This window comes from Nocardioides luteus, assembly GCF_014648595.1.
Taxonomy (GTDB): Bacteria; Actinomycetota; Actinomycetes; order Propionibacteriales; family Nocardioidaceae; genus Nocardioides; species Nocardioides luteus.
Genome location: NZ_BMRK01000020.1, coordinates 60056 through 81231, shown reverse-complemented (window position 1 = coordinate 81231; position 21176 = coordinate 60056). Strand labels below are relative to the sequence as shown.

Annotated in this window: 21 protein-coding genes; 6 read left to right on the top strand and 15 right to left on the bottom strand. The window is 69.1% G+C overall.

What is annotated here, in order from left to right; translation table 11 throughout:
• Positions 1-107: 107 nt before the first annotated feature.
• From IEY81_RS20155 to IEY81_RS20105, 11 genes are all read right to left on the bottom strand, one after another.
• Positions 108-707 (bottom strand): MarC family protein, encoded by a 600-nt coding sequence (locus IEY81_RS20155; protein ID WP_189120285.1) that lies wholly within the window; start codon positions 705-707, stop codon positions 108-110.
• Entirely contained in the window at positions 704-1579 is an 876-nt protein-coding gene (locus IEY81_RS20150) for a PHP domain-containing protein (protein WP_189120284.1), read from the bottom strand. Before IEY81_RS20150 ends, IEY81_RS20155 begins: the two co-directional genes overlap by 4 nt.
• 9 nt (positions 1580-1588) lie before the next feature.
• Entirely contained in the window at positions 1589-2242 is a 654-nt protein-coding gene (locus tag IEY81_RS20145; protein ID WP_189120283.1) for a DUF6758 family protein, read from the bottom strand.
• A 60-nt stretch (positions 2243-2302) separates the two neighbouring features.
• Complete coding sequence (locus IEY81_RS20140) at positions 2303-2857, bottom strand: histidine phosphatase family protein (RefSeq protein ID WP_189120282.1); 555 nt, start codon at positions 2855-2857, stop codon at positions 2303-2305.
• 36 nt (positions 2858-2893) lie between these two features.
• Positions 2894-3688 carry an SDR family oxidoreductase gene (locus IEY81_RS20135; protein WP_189120281.1) on the bottom strand — a complete coding sequence of 265 codons (795 nt, stop codon included), beginning with the start codon at positions 3686-3688 and terminating at the stop codon, positions 2894-2896.
• 10 nt (positions 3689-3698) lie between these two features.
• The gene (locus tag IEY81_RS20130; RefSeq protein ID WP_189120280.1) at positions 3699-4739 is read right to left on the bottom strand and encodes a MaoC family dehydratase; all 1041 of its coding nucleotides are present in this window, start codon (positions 4737-4739) and stop codon (positions 3699-3701) included.
• 57 nt (positions 4740-4796) lie between these two features.
• Positions 4797-5735, bottom strand: coding sequence for a glycosyltransferase family 2 protein (locus tag IEY81_RS20125; protein ID WP_189120279.1), 939 nt, complete (start codon positions 5733-5735; stop codon positions 4797-4799).
• A 27-nt stretch (positions 5736-5762) separates the two neighbouring features.
• Complete coding sequence (locus IEY81_RS20120) at positions 5763-6911, bottom strand: hypothetical protein (RefSeq protein ID WP_189120278.1); 1149 nt, start codon at positions 6909-6911, stop codon at positions 5763-5765.
• A gap of 76 nt (positions 6912-6987) precedes the next feature.
• The gene (locus tag IEY81_RS20115; protein WP_189120277.1) at positions 6988-7158 is read right to left on the bottom strand and encodes a DUF5302 domain-containing protein; all 171 of its coding nucleotides are present in this window, start codon (positions 7156-7158) and stop codon (positions 6988-6990) included.
• A 141-nt stretch (positions 7159-7299) separates the two neighbouring features.
• Positions 7300-8493 (bottom strand): acyl-CoA dehydrogenase family protein, encoded by a 1194-nt coding sequence (locus IEY81_RS20110; RefSeq protein ID WP_189120276.1) that lies wholly within the window; start codon positions 8491-8493, stop codon positions 7300-7302.
• Between the two features lie 128 nt (positions 8494-8621).
• Entirely contained in the window at positions 8622-10037 is a 1416-nt protein-coding gene (locus IEY81_RS20105; protein WP_189120275.1) for an endonuclease/exonuclease/phosphatase family protein, read from the bottom strand.
• 190 nt (positions 10038-10227) lie between these two features.
• Between IEY81_RS20105 and IEY81_RS20100 the strand changes: the two genes are divergently transcribed.
• The 5 genes from IEY81_RS20100 (at position 10228) to IEY81_RS20080 (ending at position 14265) form a co-directional block, all read left to right on the top strand.
• Positions 10228-11556 carry a magnesium transporter MgtE N-terminal domain-containing protein gene (locus IEY81_RS20100; RefSeq protein WP_189120274.1) on the top strand — a complete coding sequence of 443 codons (1329 nt, stop codon included), beginning with the start codon at positions 10228-10230 and terminating at the stop codon, positions 11554-11556.
• Positions 11549-12100, top strand: a complete 552-nt coding sequence (locus tag IEY81_RS20095; RefSeq protein WP_189120273.1) for a DUF1003 domain-containing protein — start codon at positions 11549-11551, stop codon at positions 12098-12100. The genes IEY81_RS20100 and IEY81_RS20095 overlap by 8 nt, the downstream gene beginning before the upstream one ends.
• 11 nt (positions 12101-12111) lie before the next feature.
• Positions 12112-13257 carry an Mrp/NBP35 family ATP-binding protein gene (locus IEY81_RS20090; protein ID WP_189120272.1) on the top strand — a complete coding sequence of 382 codons (1146 nt, stop codon included), beginning with the start codon at positions 12112-12114 and terminating at the stop codon, positions 13255-13257.
• Between the two features lie 18 nt (positions 13258-13275).
• Positions 13276-13605, top strand: coding sequence for a sec-independent translocase (locus IEY81_RS20085; protein WP_189120271.1), 330 nt, complete (start codon positions 13276-13278; stop codon positions 13603-13605).
• Positions 13606-13812: 207 nt separating this feature from the next.
• Entirely contained in the window at positions 13813-14265 is a 453-nt protein-coding gene (locus IEY81_RS20080; RefSeq protein WP_189120270.1) for an Rv3235 family protein, read from the top strand.
• Positions 14266-14328: 63 nt separating this feature from the next.
• On the opposite strand, the gene secA is transcribed toward IEY81_RS20080, so the two are convergent.
• Positions 14329-17286 (bottom strand): preprotein translocase subunit SecA, encoded by a 2958-nt coding sequence (gene secA / locus IEY81_RS20075; RefSeq protein WP_189120269.1) that lies wholly within the window; start codon positions 17284-17286, stop codon positions 14329-14331.
• Between the two features lie 147 nt (positions 17287-17433).
• Here secA and IEY81_RS20070 point away from each other — a divergent pair, with 147 nt between their 5' ends.
• Complete coding sequence (locus tag IEY81_RS20070; protein ID WP_189120268.1) at positions 17434-18678, top strand: GNAT family N-acetyltransferase; 1245 nt, start codon at positions 17434-17436, stop codon at positions 18676-18678.
• Between the two features lies 1 nt (position 18679).
• Here the strand turns inward: IEY81_RS20070 and IEY81_RS20065 are convergent, their stop codons facing one another.
• From IEY81_RS20065 to IEY81_RS20055, 3 genes are all read right to left on the bottom strand, one after another.
• Complete coding sequence (locus IEY81_RS20065) at positions 18680-19147, bottom strand: SRPBCC family protein (RefSeq protein WP_189120267.1); 468 nt, start codon at positions 19145-19147, stop codon at positions 18680-18682.
• A gap of 41 nt (positions 19148-19188) precedes the next feature.
• Positions 19189-20409, bottom strand: a complete 1221-nt coding sequence (locus tag IEY81_RS20060) for a winged helix-turn-helix domain-containing protein (protein WP_189120266.1) — start codon at positions 20407-20409, stop codon at positions 19189-19191.
• A 143-nt stretch (positions 20410-20552) separates the two neighbouring features.
• The gene (locus tag IEY81_RS20055) at positions 20553-21023 is read right to left on the bottom strand and encodes a hemerythrin domain-containing protein (RefSeq protein ID WP_189120265.1); all 471 of its coding nucleotides are present in this window, start codon (positions 21021-21023) and stop codon (positions 20553-20555) included.
• Between the last annotated feature and the right edge of the window lie 153 nt (positions 21024-21176).

Sequence of the window (21176 nt, the reverse complement as noted above, 5' to 3'; positions counted from 1 at the left end):
CGACTCGACGCCCCAGAACGGGACAGACGCGCCGACTCGACGCCCCAGAGCGGGGCAGATGCGCCGACTCGGCGTCTGAGAGCGGGGCAGATGCGCCGGGTCGGGGGTCAGGCGTTGGCGATGAAGGTGGTGACGGCGTCGGCGACCATCTGGACCGCGATGGCGGAGAGGAGCAGACCGGCGATGCGGGTGATCAGCAGGACGCCGGACTCCTTGAGGACCTTGAGGATGGGTACGGAGAAGATCATCGCGAGGAGCAGGGCGATGTGGACGACGATGAGGCCGAGGCCCAGGCCGATGCCGGTCGCCACCGAGTCGACGTCCTTGGTGAAGACCATGGTGGCGACGATCGCGCCGGGGCCGGCCAGGAGCGGGGTGCCGAGGGGGACCATCGCGACGTTGGCTCCGGCGGCGGCGACCGGGTCGTCGAAGTTGTCGGTGAGGAGCTCGAGGGCGACGAGCAGGAGGAGCAGGCCGCCGGCGCACTGCAGCGCCTCGAGCGAGATGTGCAGGTAGTGCAGGATCGCCTGTCCGAACAGCGCGAAGATCGTGATCACCAGGAACGAGACGGCTACCGCCAGGACGGCGGCGCGGCGCTGCTTGGCGGGGGCCTGACCGGCGGTCAGCGAGAGGAAGACCGGGATGGTGCCGACCGGGTCCATGATCACGAAGAGCGTGACCAGCGAGGAGATGAAGATCTCGGTCAACGTACGACCTCGGGGGTGGTGCGTCCGGAGGCGGCCGAGGCTGCGGCGGCGCGCTCCAGGAGCCGCTCGTACTCAGCGGGTGCGGTGGTGTTCACTCCCAGATGGTGACCCACCTTCCCGGTGCCGTGGTAATCGCTGGATCCGGTCACCACGAGGTCGAGATTGCGGGCGATGACCCGCAGCTTCTCGCGGGTCTCGGGGGCGTGGTCCTGGTGGTCGACCTCCAGCCCGGAGAGTCCTGCGTCGGCCAGCTCGGAGAGGGCCGCCTCGTCGGGTTCCTCGCGGCCGGACCGGCCCCACGGGTGGGCGATGACGGTCACTCCCCCGGCCTCGGCGACGGTGCGGATCATCGGCTCGAGCGCGGCGGCGTAGCGGTTGACGTACGCCGGCTTGCCGGACCCGAGGTAGAGGTTGAACGCCTCGTCGCGGCTGCTCACATAGCCCTTGGCGACGAGCGCGTCGGCCAGGTGGGGACGCCCCGATGCGGCGGCGTCACCCGAGACCGCCGCGACGTCGTCGAGGGTGACGTCGATGCCGATGCGGGAGAGCCGGTCGAGCATCAGCGGCAGTCGACCGTCGCGGCCGATGAGGACCCGGGCGAGCTCGTCGACCAGCGGCGGGTAGTCGCGGTCGGGGAGGTAGGCCAGCAGATGCACACCGTGGCCGGCGTGGTGGGTGCTGATCTCCATGCCGCGCACGAGCTCGATGCCGACGTCGGCGGCGGCCGTGGCCGCCTCGTCCCAGCTGTCGGCGCTGTCGTGGTCGGTGATGGCCACGACGTCGAGTCCCTGGTCCTTCGCCGCCCGGACCAGCTCGGCAGGCGAATCGGTCCCGTCGCTCACCCGCGAGTGAGTGTGGAGGTCGATGCGCACCTGCCCATCCTAGGGGGCACCCCACCAGGATCCACCGGGCCCGCCGAACGGCAGCTCGACCATCTGCACCCCGAGGTCGCTGACCTGGCGCAGCTGCCAGCCGTCCTGGAGCATCAGCATCGCCGTCGCGGGCCGGAAGACGAGCCAGAGCCAACGCCCCGCAGCCTCGCCCACCACCACCGAGCGCTCCCACTCCTCCGCGCCGTTGGTCCACTGGGTGACCGGCCACAACGGCGCCAGCTGCCCGCCGACACGCACCTTCGTCGTGGGCGGGCCGGAGCAGGCGTCGATGCCGGGGTCGGGGCCTTCCGTACGCGCGCACCGCGCGCCCAGCCCGACGCCGGCCTCCTCGGTGACGACGGTCATCTCGACCGCGCCGTCGTCGGGGGTCGTGCCGCTCAGCGTGAGCAGCGTGGCGACCCCCTTGCCCTCCTCGCCGACCACGGCGAGGTCGGTGATCGACCAGCCGGGCTCGAGCGGCCACGGGACGTAGGTCGGCACCTCGCCCGCGTGCTCGAGTAGCGTGACGAGGTCGTCGTAGGAAGGCAAGTCCGTACGCCACAACGGCGGCACCACGCCGTGCTCGGGGCAGGACCGGGTGCCGCCGGCACCGATGCTCGCCACCGGCGTCGCGCAGCGTGGACAGCCCACCGCAAGAGCCACTCCCCAACGGTGACCCGTGGCGTGCGTCCGGTCAACCCTCGGCGTGTCAGCGGTCGCGGGCTAGGCGTTCCAGCGCTTGACGACCGGCTGCCCGTGATGAGTGTCCAGCATCGAGACGGTCGCGGTGTCCAGCCGGAAGAGCCGGCCCTCGCTGACCGGGAGCCCGAGCCACACGGCGGCCAGCGCGCACAGCGCGTGTCCGTGGGAAAAGACGAGGGTGTCACCGTCACGCTCGCGGGCGGCCGAGACGACCCGGCCCAGCCGCTCCTGGACCGATGCCGCCGCCTCGCCTCCGGGCGTGGCCGAGGTCCACAGGCTCCAGCCGGGGTCGGTGCGGTGGATCTCCTCGGTGGTGATGCCCTCGTAGTCGCCGTAGTCCCACTCGACCAGGTCGTCGGTGACGGTCGCGTCGGGGAACCCCGCCAGCTCAGCCGTACGCAGCGCCCGCTGTCGCGGGGAGGTCAGAACCGCGGCGTACGACTGCTCGTGCAGGCGAGACGCGAGGACCTTGGCCGCCTCCTCGCCCTCGGGGAGCAGGGGCAGGTCGGTGCGCGAGGTGTGCCGGCCGTTGAGGGACCACTCGGTGGTGCCGTGCCTGACGAGGTAGAGGGCCATGCCTCCATCAAACCAGCCGAAGGCCCGAACGGCGCCTCACGCCCGCGTGATGAACCGGTTGACCTCGCGGACGAGCACGTTGGGCGCCAGGTCGGCCGCGGCTGAGAGCGCCCGCGCCGGCAGCCCCACGGTGGTGTGCACCTTCGGTACCCGCCCCAGCAGCCCCTTGCGCGGCTGGGCCATCTCCCAGACCTGGTCGGCGACGTCCTCGACGGTGAGCCGCACACCCAGGGTCTCGTGGGAGGATGCCACGTTGCCGTCGAGGAGCGCGGTCTGCACCCACAGCGGCCAGACCGCCTGCACCCGGATCCCCTCCTTGCGCCACTCCAGCTCCAAGGCCTCGGTGAGACCGCGCACCGCGTACTTCGAGGCGCTGTAGGTGGCGATCTCCGGCTGGCCGTAGATCGCGCTCGCACTGCAGACGTTGATGACACCCGAGCCCGGGGTGGCCCGCAGGTAGGGGTAGGCGGAATGGCAGCCGTTGATCACGCCGTTGACGTTGATCTCGATGGTTCGGTGGTGCTCGTCGAGGTCGACCTCGGCCAGCCGCCCGGCGCGCAGGATGCCGGCGTTGTTGACCAGCAGGTCGAGGCGGCCCCCGGCCGCGGTCGCGAACTCCTCGAGCGCGGCCTTCCAGGAGTCGGGCCGGGTGACGTCGAGCGCGCCGCCGACGGCGGCCTCGGAACCCAGCAGGGCCGCGACGTCGCGGGCCTGGTCGGCGTCGATGTCGTAGACGCCGACGAACCAGCCCTCGGCCGCGAACTTCTCGACGATCGCCTTGCCGATGCCCTGAGCCGAGCCGGAGACGAAGAGTGCCTTCTTGCCAGCCATGACGTTCTCCTTACGCAGGGATGAGCGCCCAGTAGTCGAGGTCGAGCAGGACCCCGGGGGCGTACTTGCCATCATCGCCCCGCAGGGTCATCGACTCGTCGCGCCCCTTGGTGGCGACCAGCCGCAGCCGGAGCGCACCGACGTCCGGAGCGTCCGTCTCTGCCCGGTCGAGCACCTCGGACCAGGCGTAGACGGTGTCGCCGGCGAAGGCCGGGGCCGTGTGGGCGCCGGCGTTGATCGCGGCGACGAGCTGGGCGTTGGCGAGACCGTTGAACGACAGCGCGCGGGCCAGCGAGATGATGTGACCGCCGTAGACGAGATTGCGCCCGTCAGGCCGCGCCTCGGCGTTGAAGTGCACCTTCGCGGTGTTCTGCCAGAGCCGGGTGGCCTGCTGGTGCTCGGACTCGGTCAGCGTGACGCCGTCGACGTGGTCGATCTTCTCGCCGACCTCGTAGTCGGCGAGCCGGTGCGGCTCCCCGGCGGCGGTGAAGTCGTAGGACGTGAAGTCCAGGCCCTTCGGCACGATCAGGTTCTTCGCGTCGACCGCCTTCGCCAGCTCCGGGATGACCGTCTCCGGAGCGTCCGTCGCGCCGGTCGTGTCCCGCTTGTGCACCATCACCCAGCGGGCCCAGTCGATGGCGACCTCGCCGCGCTGGTTGGTGGCGGTGGAGCGTACGTAGACGACTCCCGACTTGCCGTTTGAGTTCTGCTTGAGACCGATGACCTCGGACTTCGTGGAGAGCGTGTCGCCCGGCACGACCGGCTGGTGGAAGCGGCACTCGGCGTAGCCGAGGTTGGCGACGGCGTTCAGCGACACGTCCGGCACGGTCTTGCCGAAGGCGATATGGAAGCCGATCAGCTCCTCCACCGGGTGCGCGCTCAGGCCTACGGACTCCGCGAAGACGGCGCTGGAGGGCAGCGCGAAGCGGGTCGGGTAGATCGATCCGTACGCAGCCCGGTCGCCCTCGGTCACCGTACGCGGGGTCGCGTGCTCGATGACCTGGCCGACCTGGAAGTCCTCGAAGAAGTTGCCGGGGTTGGTCTTGCTCATCTACGGCCTCTCGTCGGTGCGTCTGGCGGTGCGTGGATTACCGGACAGTAACCTAGTTCAGACGATCCCGTGGAGGCGTTCCGGGATGCGTAGCAGCGGCTGGTTGCGGAGGTTGCCGATGTGGCCGGCGCCGACGGCGCGGTGCACGCCGTTCTCCTCGCTGACCAGCTCGGGCAGCAGCACCGCGGCCGGATCGAACTCGGCGACGTCGGCGCTCGCCGAGGCCGTCGCCTTGATCAGCAGCTCGGCCAGATCGTCGCCCGAGCGGCCCCAGGAGCTGCCCTTGCCGCGTCCGACCGACTTGGCGAGCTGGTTGCGCCGGTCGGCCTGACGCCGCAGCAGGTCCAGGTCGGCGAACTTCATGTGAAGCATGAAGAGGCCGGGGTCGGGCAGGTAGGAGGCCTTGATGCCGTGGGAGGCGCACTTCCAGGCAGCTGGCACCCGCTTGACCGAGGGCTTGCACATCAGCGGCGCGAACTGGGCGTAGGCCCGCTGGCCGACGATCGGCTTGCCGCTGATCAGCGGCTCCTCGACGGCGGTGTGGTGGACGACGTTGAGGGCCAGCGGAGCGATCACCCGCTCAGGACGGTTGCTCAAATAGTCGGTCAGGTCGGCGTACCTGGCCGGGTCCGGGACGATGAACTCGTCGACGTCGGTGAAGATGACCACGTCGTAGATGCCCAGAAGGCCCTGGGCGACCCCGCTGGCCAGGCTCATCCGCCCGTTCTCGAAGTTGCCCTTGCGAAAGCCGGGGATGTGCTGGACGGTGCATGCCAAGTCGTCGGTGGAGCCGTCGGTGGAGCCGTCGTCGAAGACGATCAGGTTCTCGTAGCCCGCCTGCCGGCCGTAGTGGTCGACCCAGCGGGTGAGCATCTCGCCCTCGTCGCGCGCAATCGTGAGCACCGCGACGCGTGGCGGCGCAGTGGTCGTGGCACCGCTCGCGGGCGCCTCCTCGATGAGTCTGCGCTTACGGCGCAGACTCCAGGTGCTTGACAATGAATTCCCCCCACATGTGTTGAGGCCCTACGTACGGACCAGCTCCTCTCGCCGAACTGACCATTCCACGAGGTCGGCCAGGGCGGAGACGGCACGCGCCGTGGCCTTGCGGCCCTCCCCCGGGTCGATCTCACCAGGAATGGTCGGGTCGGCGAGCTTCTTGTTGAGATCCGTACGCAGCGCGGCATGGGAAGCCACCGCGGCGTCGCGAACCTGCTTGTCGGTGACCTTGCGCGGGTCGATCCCGCGTACGTCCACCGGGGTCAGGTCATCGAGGTCCCCGTGGATGGTCGCGTCCAGGCCGCGGAGCTCCGCGGCCTGGTCTCGGGTGAACGACTGCGTCCAGCGCGGGGCCTGCAGGCCGATGCGCGGGTCGTCGGCCGTGAGCGCCGGCATCAGCCGCTTGCCAAGGGTGTGCTTGCGCAGCCCCATCGCGGCCGGGAACGCCAGACCACGGCGGTCCAGCTCGGCGTTGAGCTCGCGCAGGACCTCGACGGTCGCGGCGCCGAGCGAGGTGTTCTTCGGCGGCGGGCTCTTCATCCCGTCGGGGTCGAAGCCCATCGCGGCCCCGAACCGCTCGAGCAGGAGCGTGGCCGGGCTGCCCGGCGGAGGCACGGTGACCAGGTGGAGCGGGCCGGCCTGTCCCCAGCGCCGGGCGATCGCGACCATGTCCTGCTCGGACCAGAACCGGCGGCCGGGCCTGGAGTGGCGGCGCTCGCGGGTGCCGGGACGACTCTTGTTGACCGCCGAGACGAACTCCGGCCAGGTCCAGTCCGCGCCGTTCTGGATGAGCTCCTGCCACATGGACGGGATCTGCCGGTTGATGTCGCGCAGCGAGAGCACGATCTCGGGGGTCACGCCGCGGAAGCTCTTCGCCACCCGATCGACCGTCTCCGGCCCGGCGGGGGCGAGCAGCTCGACGGAGATCAGCGCGGTGCCGTCCCACTCGTCGACCTCGGCGACCAGGCGGTCCCACGCCCCGGTGACCGAGTCACCCTCGGGGTGCTTGTGACGGCCCTTCACGTCGAGGACGGCCTCGATCTGCTGGCGCCAGCGCGCGCCGGGGACCAGGAACCCGCGCTCCGCGAGGAGGTCCTTGTTCTTGTACAAGGCTCCCTGCAGATACGTCGTCCCCGACTTCATCGCCCCGACGTGGAGCAGTACGCGGCGCGCCAATGTTCATTACCTCTCGACCAGACCGACCCATCGACCCGAAGGGGTCACAAAATTGGGCACAGTCTAGAGCCAGGACTCAGGAACCGCCGCCTCCAGCCTTACGGCGGTGCATCTTGGGCGCGCCGCCGACGACCTCGGACCCGTGAGCCTTCTCCTTGGCCTCGGCACTCTCGGCGTGGGCGTGCTCGTGGCTGTTCTTCTTCTCCAGCGCCTCGCGCATCTTGGCCTTGAGATCGTCGTTCGTCATCGCTCCCCCTACATCGGCTGTGCTGGTCGTTGCTCGGGTAACGCCCAACCTACGACAACGACCCTGCCGAAGCCATCGGTTTCGGCAGGGTCGTCGGTGCGGTCGTCGGTGCGGTCGTCGGTGCGACGCGGGGGTCGAGGATCAGGAGCGATAGTCCTTGAGGAGGCTGCGACCGATGATCATCTTCTGGATGTCGCTGGTGCCCTCACCGATCAGCATGAACTTGACCTCGCGCATGAGCCGCTCGATCTCGTACTCCTTGGAGTAGCCGTAGCCGCCGTGGATCCTGAAGGAGTCCTCGACGACCTCGTTGGCGTACTCCGAGGCGACCATCTTGGCCATGCCGGCCTCGACGTCCATCCGCTTGCCGGTGTCCTTGAGCCGCGCGGCGCGGACCATCATGTTGTGGGAGACCTCGACCTTGGTGCCCATCTCGGCGAGACGGAACAGGATCGCCTGGTGGTCGGCGATCTTCTTGCCGAAGGTCTGGCGCTGCTGGGAGTAGGCGATGCCGAGCTCGAAACCGCGGATCGCGAGACCGCAGGCGCGGGCGGCGACGTTGACGCGGCCGACCTCGACGCCGTCCATCATCTGGAAGAAGCCCTTGCCGGGCTCGCCACCGAGGATCTGGTCGGCCGAGATCTTGTGACCCTCGAAGATCATCTCGGTCGTGTCGATGCCCTTGTAGCCCATCTTGTCGATCTTGCCGGGCACGGTGACGCCCTGGGCGACCTCGCCGAACCCCGGGGTCTTCTCGACCAAGAAGGTCGTCATGTTCTTGTAGACCGACTCGGCGCCCTCGTCGGTCTTGGTGAGCACCGCGACCAGGGTGGAGGAGCCACCGTTGGTCAGCCACATCTTCTGGCCGGTGATCTCGTAGGACCCGTCGGCCTGCTTGGTGGCCTTGGTGGACACCGCACTGACGTCCGAGCCGAGGCCGGGCTCCGACATCGAGAAGGCGCCGCGCACCTCACCGGTCGCCATCTTCGGCAGGTACTTCTGCTTCTGCTCCTCGGTGCCGTGCTGCATCAGCATGTAGGCCACGATGAAGTGGGTGTTGATGACGCCCGAGACGGACATCCAGCCGCGCGCGATCTCCTCGACGCACAGCGCGTACGTCAGCAGGGACTCGCCCAGGCCGCCGTACTCCTCCGGGATCATCAGACCGAAGATGCCGAGCTCCTTGAGCCCCTCGACGATCTCGGTCGGGTACTCATCGGCGTGCTCCAGCTCCTGGGCCACCGGGATGACCTTCTCGTCCACGAACTGTCGGACGGTCTTCAGGATCTCTTCCTGGATGTCGGTGAGACCCTCGGTCTCGGCAAGGCGACCCATGCTCTACTCCTAATCTCGGTGGTCGAGCCGGCTCTCGGTGGTCGAGCCTGTCGACCACCATGACGGCTCTGCGGCAGGTTACCAATCAGTAACCATCAGGGACAGGTGACACCCACCACACCGCGATCCTACGACGCTCGGACCCGCCGTCCGACTGCCGAGAAGAAGGGCTTCAGGAGCTTGTCGTAGGACTCCTTGGTGACGCTGATGTAGCCCGCTCGCCTGCCCTTTCCGGCCGAGGGGGACATCTGCGTGCTGGAACTGAAGGCGAAGGCCGGCGTGGCTCCGGTGCGGCTGACCAGCAGCACCGTCGCCCGCAGTCCGGCGCCGTCGTAGCCGTCCGGGCGCGCCACCGCCCAGCTCTGCTTGTTCACGTCCTTGCCCAGGACGCGCTGCAGCGAGCGCATCTGGTCGGTCGTGGTGCGCTCCGCCGTGACGACCTGGACGTGCGCCCCGCGCGACTTGGCCTGCTTCAGCGCCCGGACCACCCTGGCGTTGGTCGCCACCCGGCTGGCCAGATGGACGGTCGCGCCGCGCTGGGCGCTGTTGACCGCCTTCAGGACCGTACGCAGCACGCTCTGCTCCTCGGCAGCGCTGAGCCCCGGGTCGGTGACCACGGTGCCCGGCCCGAACCTGACCTTGGCGGAGCCCGACGTCGATCCGACCGGCAGCGGCGAGAAGTCGACGCTGACCGCGTTGTGGTCCGACTCGAGGCCGAACGCGCGCTGGTTGCCGGTGGCGAACCGGGCGATGCCGCGAGCGAGGACGTAGTCGATCGTGGAGGCGCGGCCGTGGGTGACCGGCACCTGGTGGGTGACGTCGTAGCTCGGCGTGAGGTGCCTGGCCGCGAAGATGTCACGTGGGTAGCGGGAGCCGCCGTACTGCACGTTCAGGTCGCCGCCGACCATCACCGGGCCGCGGCCGGCCAGCGACTTCACCAGCGCGTTGAGCGCCTTGGCGGAGGGGCGGACCAGGTCGCCGTAGTACTTGGACTTGGGGGCGAAGTGCACGGCCACGACCGAGACCTTCTTGCCGGTGGAGCGGTGCTCGAGGGTGACCCAGTTGGCGTACCTGATCCCCCAGTGGAGTCGCTGGCCGTCGGGCTTGCCGCGCTTGTTGCTGATCCGGTGGAGGCCCTTGGCGGTCGCCTTCCACACCTTGTCGTCCCAGGCGACCGCGGTCGCGGCGCGGTAGGCGTTGCCGCCCTTGCGCCACACGCGGTAGCGGCCCGGCGCGAGGTCGGCGGCTCGGCGGTTGTTCACCTCGTTGTAGGTGACGAAGTCGGGCGCGGTGTCCAGGACCTTGCGGACATCCTTCTTGAACCGCGCCGTCGGCATCCCGGCCTTGATGTTGGCCTGCACCATCCGGTAGCGCGGCGGCGAGTAGGCGGCGGCCTCCAGGTCGGTGGCCGGCGCCGGCGAGTGGTGCCCGGCGACGAGCGCGCTGCCGAGCAGACCGAGCGCGAGACCGAGCGTGAGCCCGGTGGTGAGCAGCGCCGTGGCCATCCGGGCCCGGCGGAGCGTGGCCTGAGATTGCGTACGCATCCGTTCGGGCCCCTTTCACAGCGGTGGCGACCGATCACGCTGGTCACATAGAAAACTTTTGTAACACACGTCCCAGGTAGATCGGGGACGCCGCAACCGAACGAGTTCGGATAGTTCATCGAATTCACGCCCGGGGTCGTCGTGTGAGCGTCGAAGGGACCTCGTGGGGCTGATGTCATAACGTGGGGCCGTGAGCACCTCGCCGAACCGCGTCTATGCGGCACGACTGGTCGGCCTCCCGATCTTCGACCCGCTCGGTGAGCAGGTCGGCAAGGTGCGAGATCTCGTGGTCACGGTCAGATCCGACGCGCGCCAGCCGCGGGTGCTGGGCCTCGTCGTCGAGGTCTTCGGGCGCCGGCGCATCTTCGTGCCGATGACCCGCGTGACCAGCATCGACTCCGGGCAGATCTACACGACCGGTCTGCTCAACATGCGCCGCTTCCAGCAGCGGTCGACCGAGACCCTGGTGATCGGCCAGATGTTCGACCGGCAGGTCACCATCCGGCCCACCGGCGTGACCGGGACGGTCTACGACGTCGGCATGGAGCAGGCCCGCAACCGCGACTGGCTGCTCTCCCGGGTGGCCGTCCAGGAGCCGTCCAAAGGGCTGCGCCGTCGCGGCCAGACGTACGTGGTCGAGTGGGACGACGTGGAGGGGCTGGCCCGCCGCTCCCCCACCCAGGCTGCGACCCACCTGGTCCAGGCGATCCACGAGATGCGTCCGGCCGACGCCGCGACGATGATCCACGAGCTCCCGCCCGAGCGTCAGCGGCAGGTCGTCGCCGCGCTCGACGACGAGCGGCTCGCCGAGGTGCTCGAGGAGCTGCCCGAGGACGACCAGGTCGCCATCGTCGGGGCCCTCGACTCCGAGCGCGCCGCCGACGTGCTCGAGGAGATGTCCCCCGACGACGCCGCCGACCTGATCGCCGAGCTGCCCGAGGAGACCGCGACCCTCCTGCTCGACCTGATGCAGCCCGAGGACGCCAAGGACGTGCTCCGGCTGATGTCCTACGAGGAGGACACCGCCGGCTCGATGATGACGCCGGAGCCGGTCATCGTCGGCCCCGACGCGACCATCGCGGACGCGCTCGCACTCGTCCGCAACCCCGACCTCACCCCAGCCCAGGCCGCCCTGGTCTACGTGTGCCGTCCGCCGTTGGAGACGCCGACCGGCAAGTTCCTCGGCATCGCCCACATCCAGCGGCTGCTGCGCGAGCCACCCTCCACGCTGGTCGCGGGCGCGCTCGACGAGTCCCTGGAGCCGCTGCGGCCCGAGGACAGCACCGAGCAGGTCGCGGCCCACCTGGCCACGTACAACCTGGTGGCGGCCCCGGTGGTCGACGAGAACGGCCATCTGGCGGGCGCGGTGACCGTCGACGACCTGCTCGACCACCTGCTCCCGGAGAACTGGCGCGAGAACCTCGCCCGCCACGAGTCGGCCGCCGAGCCCCGACCCGACACCCGCCCGGACACCCGTCCGAACAAGGTGATCACCCCGGAGATGATCCGCCGTGGCTGACACCCGTGCCGCCTCCCGCGGCCGTCTCGACACCCCGCGCGACCTCCGCCGGACCCTGGTCAAGCGGCCGACGTTCCGCGCCGACGCCTTCGGCTCCTTCGCCGAGGCGTTCGCCCGCTACATGGGCACCGCCCGGTTCATCGCCTGGATGACGATGGTCGTGGTCGTCTGGATCGGCTGGAACACGCTCACCCCGACCCAGTGGCGCTTCGACGAGTTCCCGTTCATCTTCCTGACCCTGGCGCTGAGCCTGCAGGCCTCCTACGCCGCCCCGCTCATCCTGCTCGCCCAGAACCGCCAGGAGGACCGCGACCGCGCGATCGCCGAGCAGGACCGCCGGGTCGCCTCGCAGTCCAAGGCCGACATGGAGTTCCTCGCTCGCGAGACCGCGTCGCTGCGGATGGCGCTGGGCGAGGTCGCCACCCGCGACTACCTCCGCTCCGAGCTGCGGCTGCTGCTCGAGGAGCTCGAGGAGCGCGACCGGCAGCGGGATCTGGTCGACCAGCCCTCGGGCGATTCAGGAGACTCCCCACGTACGACGTAGGCTTGCATACCGTGAGTAGCCCGCTTCTCGACCGTGTCAACGCAGCTCTGGCGACCGTGCAGGACCCGGAGATCAAACGCCCCATCACCGACCTGGGGATGGTGGACTCCGTCTCGATCGACGACGCCGGGGTGGCGCACGTCAAGGTGCTGCTGACCGTCGCAGGCTGTCCGCTCAAGGACACGATCAACAAGGACACCACCGCCGCGCTGGAGAAGGTCGACGGCATCACCGGTGTCGACCTCGAGCTCGGCGTGATGTCGAACGAGCAGCGTACGGCGATGCGCGAGTCGCTCACCGGCGGCCAGGCGCAGCGGGAGATCCCCTTCGCCCAGCCCGGCTCGCTCACCAAGGTCTTCGCGATCGCCTCCGGCAAGGGCGGTGTCGGCAAGTCGTCGGTCACCGTCAACCTTGCCGTCGCGCTCGCCAACCAGGGCCTCAAGGTCGGCATCGTCGACGCCGACATCTACGGCCACTCGGTGCCCGCGATGCTGGGCGTGGCCGACTCCCGGCCGACCCAGGTCGACGACCTGATCATGCCGGTCCCGACCGCCTCCGGCGTCTCGGTGATCTCCATCGGGATGCTCAAGCCGCGCCGCGACCAGGTCGTCGCCTGGCGCGGACCGATGCTCGACCGGGCCCTGGTGCAGATGCTCTCCGACGTCTACTGGGGCGACCTGGACGCGCTGCTGCTCGACCTGCCCCCGGGCACCGGTGACGTCGCGATCTCGCTGGGACAGCACCTGCCCAATGCCGAGATCGTCGTGGTCACCACCCCGCAGGAGGCCGCCGCGGAGGTGGCCGAGCGCGCCGGCACGATGGCCGAGATGATGCATCAGCGCGTCGTCGGCGTCGTGGAGAACATGTCCTGGCTCGTGCTGCCCGACGGCTCCAAGATGGAGGTCTTCGGCTCCGGTGGCGGCCAGCGGGTCGCCGACACGCTCTCCCAGCGCTTCGGCTCGAAGGTGCCGCTGCTCGGCCAGGTGCCGCTGGAGCAGACGCTGCGCGAGGCCGGCGACGCCGGCAAGCCGATCGTGGAGGCCGACCCGACCGCCGAGTCGGCCAAGGTGCTCGCCGACGTGGCGCGTACGATCTCCGGCCGCGGACGCGGTCTCGCGGGCATGCAGCTGGGGCTCACTCCCACTTCTAAACTCTGAGCCTGTAAGTTCGCCTCCGTGTTCGGCATCGGCTTCGCGGAGCTCGCCGTCATCGTCGTGATCGCCATCTTGGTCTTCGGGCCGGAGAAGATCCCCGACATGGCACGGCAGATCGCCCGCCTCATCCACCAGGTGCGCACCCTGGCCAACAGCGCGCGGGACGATCTGCGCGGAGAGCTGGGGCCCGCCTACAAGGATCTCGAGCTACGCGATCTCGACCCTCGTCGCATCGTCAGCAAGCAGATCCAGGACGCCCTCGCTGACATCGAGGAGGAAGAGGCGCGCGCGAAGGCGCCGAAGCCGCTCCTCGCCGGCGAGAAGCCGCCGTACGACGATCAGGCGACGTAACACCAGCCACTTCTGACTCCTTTCGCCACTGCAGCACCATTCCCATACCCGTCGGTTTAGGACCGTTCGATTCGGGTAAGAGGAGTTTGACTGCAAGGAAAGGAGTACGCTCCCATGAGCGCTCTACCATCTCGGGAACCTGCACCAGAAGAAGAGCCGAGGTTTCCTCGGCCCCGCGACGAGACGCCTCTGGCCGACGTCCAGGACATGTTGGCCTTCGACCTCCAGCCACGCCTGGACCCGCCGCTGCGGGACGGCGGTGAGCGCGACGGTCCGCCCGCCGAGCCGATCCCGATCGTGCCCGCCCGGGGCCACCTGATCGCCTGGATCCCACAGTTCGCGCAGAAGGTCGCCGAGGTCGTCGGTGGCGACCGGCCGGCGAGCCAGCTGGTCCGCTGGACGACCAAGGAGGTCATCGCCGACCTGCGCTACCGCGCGTCGCTGGCCGCGCGCAGCGGGGCGTACGAGCCCGGCCTGGGCCGTAACCAGCCGGTGCGGCCACGGATCTTCCGGTGGCACTTCCGCCCCGTCAGCATCGGCATCGTCGAGGCGACCGTGAACGTCAAGTTCGGCGAAGGGCACCGCGCGCTCGCGCTGCGCTTCGAGCAGGTCGGGGACAGCTGGATCTGCACGGCGATCGACTTCGGCCCATACAGATGAACCGTGGGGCGCTGTACGCGTGCGTACAGCGCCCCACGGCTTCTCGACCGGGGTCCGGAGGCCTCAGCCGTTGACGCGGGTGGTCAGACCGGTCGGGCCGCCGGGGCGGCCGTGGCACTGCTTGAACTTCTTGCCGGAGCCGCACGGGCACTGCTCGTTGCGGCCGACCTTGGCGTAGGGGTCGTCGGCGTTGGTGACGGTGTTGCTCTGCGCCTCGGCCTGGCCCTGCTCGTCCGGGCCGGAGAAGGCCAGGTGCTTGGGCGCAGAAGGTCGCTGCAGACCCTTGGCGCGGATCTGCGGCGATCCGGCCGCCGGGGCGGCAGCGGACTGGGCTTTCAGGGCGTCGGCGATGTCCTGCAGGCCACCCGCCTGGTTGACGCCGACCGGCGGCTCGGCGAGCGCGCCCTCGTGCATCGGACCGGCGTGGCGGGTGCCGTCGGGGTGGTAGTGGAACTCCGGCTCGGCCTGCTCGACCTGGACCTCCAGGTTGAACAGGTAGCCCACCGCGGACTCCTTGATGCCGTCCATCATGGCGGTGAACATGTCGAAGCCCTCGCGCTGGTATTCGACCAGCGGGTCGCGCTGGGAGTAGGCCCGCAGCCCGATGCCCTCACGCAGGTAGTCCATCTCGTAGAGGTGCTCGCGCCACTTGCGGTCGAGCACGGAGAGGACGACCTGACGCTCGACCTCACGCATGCCCTCGGAGCCGATCTCGTCCTCGCGGCGGTCGTAGGCCTCCTGAGCGTCCTTCTTGAGGACCTCGATGAGGTCCTGACGGTCGAGGTCGGCCTTGCTGCCGCCGGCGTCGGCGATCAGCTTCTCGGGGTCGACCGAGACCGGCCAGATCTGCTTGAGGTCGGTCCACAGCTGGTCGAGGTCCCACTCCTCGGCGTAGTCCTGGGTGGCACCGGTGACCACGCCGGTAACGACGTCGTCGATGAAGCCCCGGATCTGCTCCTCGAGGTCGGCACCCTCGAGAACCTCGCGGCGCTCGGCGTAGATCACCTTGCGCTGGCGGTCCATGACGTCGTCGTACTTGAGGACGTTCTTGCGGGACTCGAAGTTCTGGCCCTCGACCTGGGTCTGCGCGTTGGCGATCGACTTGGTCACCGACTTGGCCTCGATCGGCACGTCGTCGGGGATCTTCAGCGTGGTCAGGATGCGGTCGACCCACTCGCCCTTGAACAGGCGCATGAGGTCGTCCTCCAGCGACAGGTAGAAGCGGGACTCGCCCGGGTCACCCTGACGGCCGGAACGACCACGCAGCTGGTTGTCGATGCGGCGCGACTCGTGGCGCTCGGTGCCGAGGACGTAGAGACCACCCAGCTCGGTGACCTCCTCGTGCTCGGCCTTGACCTGCGCCTTGATCCGCTCGACGGTCGGCGCCCAGGCCTGCTCGTACGCCTCGGCGGTCTCGCCCGCGGGCTCGAGACCCTGCTTTCGGAGCTCCTGGTCGGCGAGGAAGTCGACCGAACCACCGAGCATGATGTCGGTGCCTCGACCGGCCATGTTGGTGGCGACGGTGACCGCGCCCTTGTGACCGGCCAGCGCGACGATCTTGGCCTCGTCCTCGTGGTACTTGGCGTTGAGGACGGCGTGCGGGACGCCGCGCTTCTTGAGGATGTTGCTGAGGTATTCGGACTTCTCGACCGAGACCGTGCCGACCAGGACCGGCTGGCCCTTCTTGTGGCGCTCGACGAGGTCGTCGGCGACGGCGTCGTACTTCGCCGCCTCGGTCCGGTAGACGAGGTCGGGCTGGTCCTTGCGGATCATCGGCTTGTTGGTCGGGATCGGGACCACGCCGAGCTTGTAGATCTTGTCGAACTCGGACTCCTCGGTCATCGCCGTACCGGTCATGCCGGAGAGCTTCTCGTAGAGCCGGAAGTAGTTCTGCAGGGTGATGCTGGCGAGGGTCTGGTATTCCTCGCGGACCTTCACACCCTCCTTGGCCTCGATCGCCTGGTGCAGACCGTCGTTGTAGCGGCGGCCGGCGAGCATGCGGCCGGTGTGCTCGTCGACGATCAGGACCTCGTCGTTCGCGACGACGTACTCCTTGTCGCGGCGGAACAGCTCCTTGGCCTTGATCGAGTTGTTCATGAACGAGATCAGCGGGGTGTTGACCGCCTCGTAGAGGTTCTCGATCCCGAGGTGGTCCTCGACCTTGGTGATGCCGCGCTCGAGCACCGCGATGGTGCGCTTCTTGCGGTCGACCTCGTAGTCGGCGCGGCCGAGCTCCAGGTATTTCTCACGACGGTCGGAGTCGGTCCAGCCGGTGACGTCGATGCCCTGCATCGAGGCGGCGATGGTGGCGAACTCGTCGTACCACTTCACGTCGTCCTCGGTGGGGCCCGAGATGATCAGCGGCGTGCGGGCCTCGTCGATGAGGATCGAGTCGACCTCGTCGACGATGGCGAAGAAGTGACCGCGCTGGACCAGGTCGTCCATGGAGGACGCCATGTTGTCGCGCAGGTAGTCGAAGCCGAGCTCGTTGTTGGTGCCGTAGGTGATGTCGCAGTTGTAGGCCTCGCGGCGCTGGGCCGGGGTCATCTGCGGGAGGATCACGCCGACGGTGAGGCCGAGGAAGCCGTAGATGCGGCCCATCATCTCGGCCTGGAACTTGGCCAGGTAGTCGTTGACGGTGACGACGTGGACGCCCTTGCCGGCCAGCGCGTTGAGGTAGGCCGGGAGGACCGCGGTCTGGGTCTTGCCCTCACCGGTCTTCATCTCGGCGATGTTGCCGAGGTGGAGGGCGGCGCCACCCTGGATCTGGACGTCGTAGTGACGCTGGCCCAGGACGCGCTTGGTGACCTCACGGACGGTGGCGAACGCCTCGGCCATGATGTCGTCGAGGTCCTCGCCGTTCTCCAGGCGTTGCTTGAACTCGTCGGTCATCCCGCGCAGCTCGTCATCGCTCATCGCGACGAACTCGTCCTCGATCGCGTTGACGGCCTTCGAGATGGCCCCGAGCTCGCGAAGGATCTTGCCTTCGCCGAGACGAAGGATCTTGTCGAGAATTGCCACGGTGGCGGGCTCCTACTAGCGGCAGACAGATAGCACGCTCACTCTACCCACCTGCCGGTCGCCACCGTACGGCGACGGCACAACGACTCGGTCTCTTTGTTCGTGCGCAAGAGGTCGGGGCGATCCGTCGCTGCTACCTTCCTGGCCATGGCAGCCTCGGATCGGCAGATCAGTCTGGGTGTGCTCCGCGACGGGGAGCGGCGCGACGTCGGGGATCTGATCATCGACGGCCTCCGGGAACATTACGGAGTCGCGTTCGACGCGACGCTCAACCAGGACGCGTATGACCTACCCGAGAGCTATCCCGGCAGCCTGACCGTGGTCGCCCGGCTCGGGGGCGAGGTGGTCGCCACGGGCACCCTGGCCGCTCGCCCGGGTGGCGTCGGCGAGATCGTCAGGATGAGCACTGCGGCTCATACCCGGCGGATCGGGCTCGCCGGGCAGGTGCTCGATCACCTCATCGACGAGGCCCGAAAGCGCGACTGCCGCGAGCTGCGCGTCTCCACCCCCAGCACCTGGACCAGTGCCCGCGCGCTCTATGCGTCCCGCGGCTTCGAGGAGATCGGACTCGTCCAAGACACCGACGAGACCGATGTACGCTGCGTCCTACCTCTCCGTGGGAGCGGCCCCGTCCGCAGCTTCGAGATCATCCCGGGCGCCCCGGGATCGACCGTGCTTCTGCACGTGCCCCACGCCTCGCGCGTGATCCCTGCGGACGTACGCAGCGGGATCGGGCTCTCCGACGCCGACCTCGACCGGGAGCTGACCGCGATCACGGACGCGGACACCGACGTCCTGGCCGAGCGCGTGGCCGATCTCTGCGGCGTACGTCCCTGGGTGTTCGTCAACCGGCTCTCGCGACTGGTCGTCGACCCGGAGCGGTTCCCCGACGAGACCGAGGAGATGAATGCGGTCGGCATGGGGGTGGTCTACGAGGCGACGACCCAGCGCGGAGTGCTCCGGCAACCCTCGCCCGCGGAGCGCCGCAACCTTGTGCAGACCTATTTCGAGCCGTACGCCGCCGCCTTGGCCGAGCTCGTCACCGAGCGGCTCGCGTCCGCAGGCCGGGTGACCGTCGTCGACGTCCACTCCTATCCTGCTTCAGCCCTCCCCTATGAGCTGCACGGCAACGGTCCGCGGCCGGAGGTCTGCCTGGGTACCGACGACTTCCATACGCCAGAGCTGCTTCTCGACCGGGCGCGGTCCGCGCTGGCAGCCGTGACCGGCGACGTCACGCTCGACTCACCCTTCTCCGGCTGCTACGTGCCACTCGATCGCTATCGCCGGGACTCCGCGGTCGAGGCGATCATGCTGGAGATCCGTCGCGACCTGCTCGCTTCTCGTCCCGACGACCTGGCGCGCGCGATCGCCCGCCTGGTCGAGACACTCTGAATCATGAGGGCTCCACGGATCGCTCCGTCGACTCGACCAGAGCCGCCAGACGCATGAGCGAGGCGGCGAGCATGTCCGCGGTGGTGGCGCGGGCACGCTTGAGGCGGTTGGTGTCGGTCAGGTCGGTCCAGTCGTAGGTTTGGGTGACGCGAGTGAGGCCGTCGCCCGCCGGCTCCAGCTCCCAGCGCCACAGGTGGCCCGGCGGCTGCTTGCCGGGCTCGGACGGGCGCCACGCGATGCGCCGGCCCTCTTCGAACTCGACGATGTGGTTCACCCGGATCTGTCCGCCGGTCAGCTGCATGGTGAACAGGTCGCCAACCGCCCGCACCCGCTGCCCCTGCGGTGCCTCGGCGAGGTTGTCGTTGCCGTCCCACGTCGGCTGCTGCGCGGGATCGGCGATCAGCTCGAAGATCTGCGCCGCCTCCGCCCGGATATCGCGGTTGGCGGTGACGATGTGCTCCTCGCTCATGTGCTCGATCCAAACACACGCCCACGGGCTGCCATATCGATTTAGCGCACGGCCACCTCGGCGATCAGGGCCGGCGCGAGGTCTCCCTTGGGCTCGACCTGGATCGTGTCCATGCCCAGCCAGTCGGCGAGCCGCTCGAGCTCGGCGGCGAGTTCCACGGGTGTCTCCACGGGGGCGTGAGGCTCGGCGAAAGCGCCCTTGACCTGCAGCGTTCCGCTCTTCCGATCGGCCTTGAGGTCGACCCGGCCGACGATCTGCTCGCCGAGGAGGAACGGGAGCACGTAGTAACCGTGGACCCGCTTCGGCGCCGGCGTGTAGATCTCGATCCGGTAGAAGAAGTCGAACAGCGCCTCGGTGCGCTCCCGCTCCCAGACCAGCGGGTCGAACGGGCTCAGCAGCGCCCGGGCACCGACCCGCCGCGGCAGGCGCGACCCGGAGAAGAGGTACGCCTGCTTGCGGATCCCCTCGACACTGACCGGCTCCACCTCGCCGGCCTCGATGAGCTCACCGAGCGCCCGGGTGGTGTCGTCGACGCGCATCCGGAAGTAGTCGGCGATGTCCTTGGCGGTGCCGACCCCGTGCGACCTGGCGGCTCGGCGTACGAGCTCGCGCTGGGCGTCCTCGCGCGACGGGGTCGGGGTGTCGAGATGGACGGCCGGGATGACGCGCTCGGGCAGGTCGTAGGCGACCTCGAACTGGTCGTTGCGGTGCGAGATCGCGAGCTCGCCGAACATGTAGAGGATGTCGAGGGTCTTGCGGGAGTCGGACCAGTTCCAGCCCCAGTGCTTCTTGGACTGCGGGCCGGCGTCGTCGAGCGCCTTCGCCGCCTGCCGGGCGGTGAGCGGCCCCTGCTCGGCGACCAGCGCCAGCACCTTCTCCTTCATCCCCTCCGGCACGCTCCCCCACCACTTCGACCCCTTGGTCGCGCGGTAGTCGTCCATCCGCCACTGCATGTGCGGCCACAGCTCGACCGGCATGAACGCCTGTACGTGCGCCCAGTACTCCACCATCCGCCGGTCCCGACGCCCCCGGCTCGCGCGGTGCAGGAGATCGGTGTCGTACGCCCCCATCCGGCTGTAGAGCGGCATGTAGTGCGCACGCTGCAGGACGTTGACCGAGTCGACCTGGAGCACGCCGGTGCGTTCCAGGGTGCGTTGGAAGGTGCGCATCGTCGGCGCGGCATGAGGCTTGTCCAGGAACCCCTGCGCCGCCAGCGCGATCCGGCGGGCCTGGGAGCGGCTGAGTGTCTGTGAGCGGGCCACGAGTCTGACTCTAGAGCCAGTTCCGGACAACGCCCGTCCGGAAATCGGTTTGCCTTTCGGGGTGGCCGTGCAGCGGGCGTGCCGAGTGGGCGAAAGTGGCGGCCAGGACGCCGGCGGACCTGCCACTTTCGCCCACTCTCGGCTCACAGCGGACCGAACACCTCCCCTACGTCCGCCTCCAGCGTGAGCGTCTCCAATACCGAGAGCAGCTTGCGCTCCTCGAAGCGGAAGTGGGACTCCATGATCGCGGCGATGCCTTCGAGGTGCTTGCCGAGGTCATCGGGGCCGGCGGACCGGTCGACGGCGGCCTGCAGGCCGCCGAGGAGGTGGCCGATCATCGAGTGGTCCTGCTCGAGATAGCGGATCGTCTCGCGCAGGTCGGGGTGGGCACGGGCGATGGCCGGGAAGAGCTCCCGGTCCTCGCCCGCGTGGTGGCCGGTCAGGGCTGCGCAGAACCCGTGACAGAACAGCAGCAGGTCGCGGGCGGGCGGTTCGGCCGGATCTCCCGCGGCGACCGCTTCCTGCGTCACTCGCAGTGCCGTACGCAGCCGGTCGTGGACCCGCCGCATCTCATCTGCCCAGGCGATCAGCCTGGTCTTCTCGCCCTCAGTCACGTGAGGGCGAAGGGGACGACATCATGTCGATCTCCTTCTCATCCGGCGCCTCCATGCCTGACACGGTCTGTCACCGGCACGCGACGCTGGGCGGCACGTTACCCGATCGACGAGGGGTCTCGACAAGCTCGACCACCGGGGACCACGGGTCTC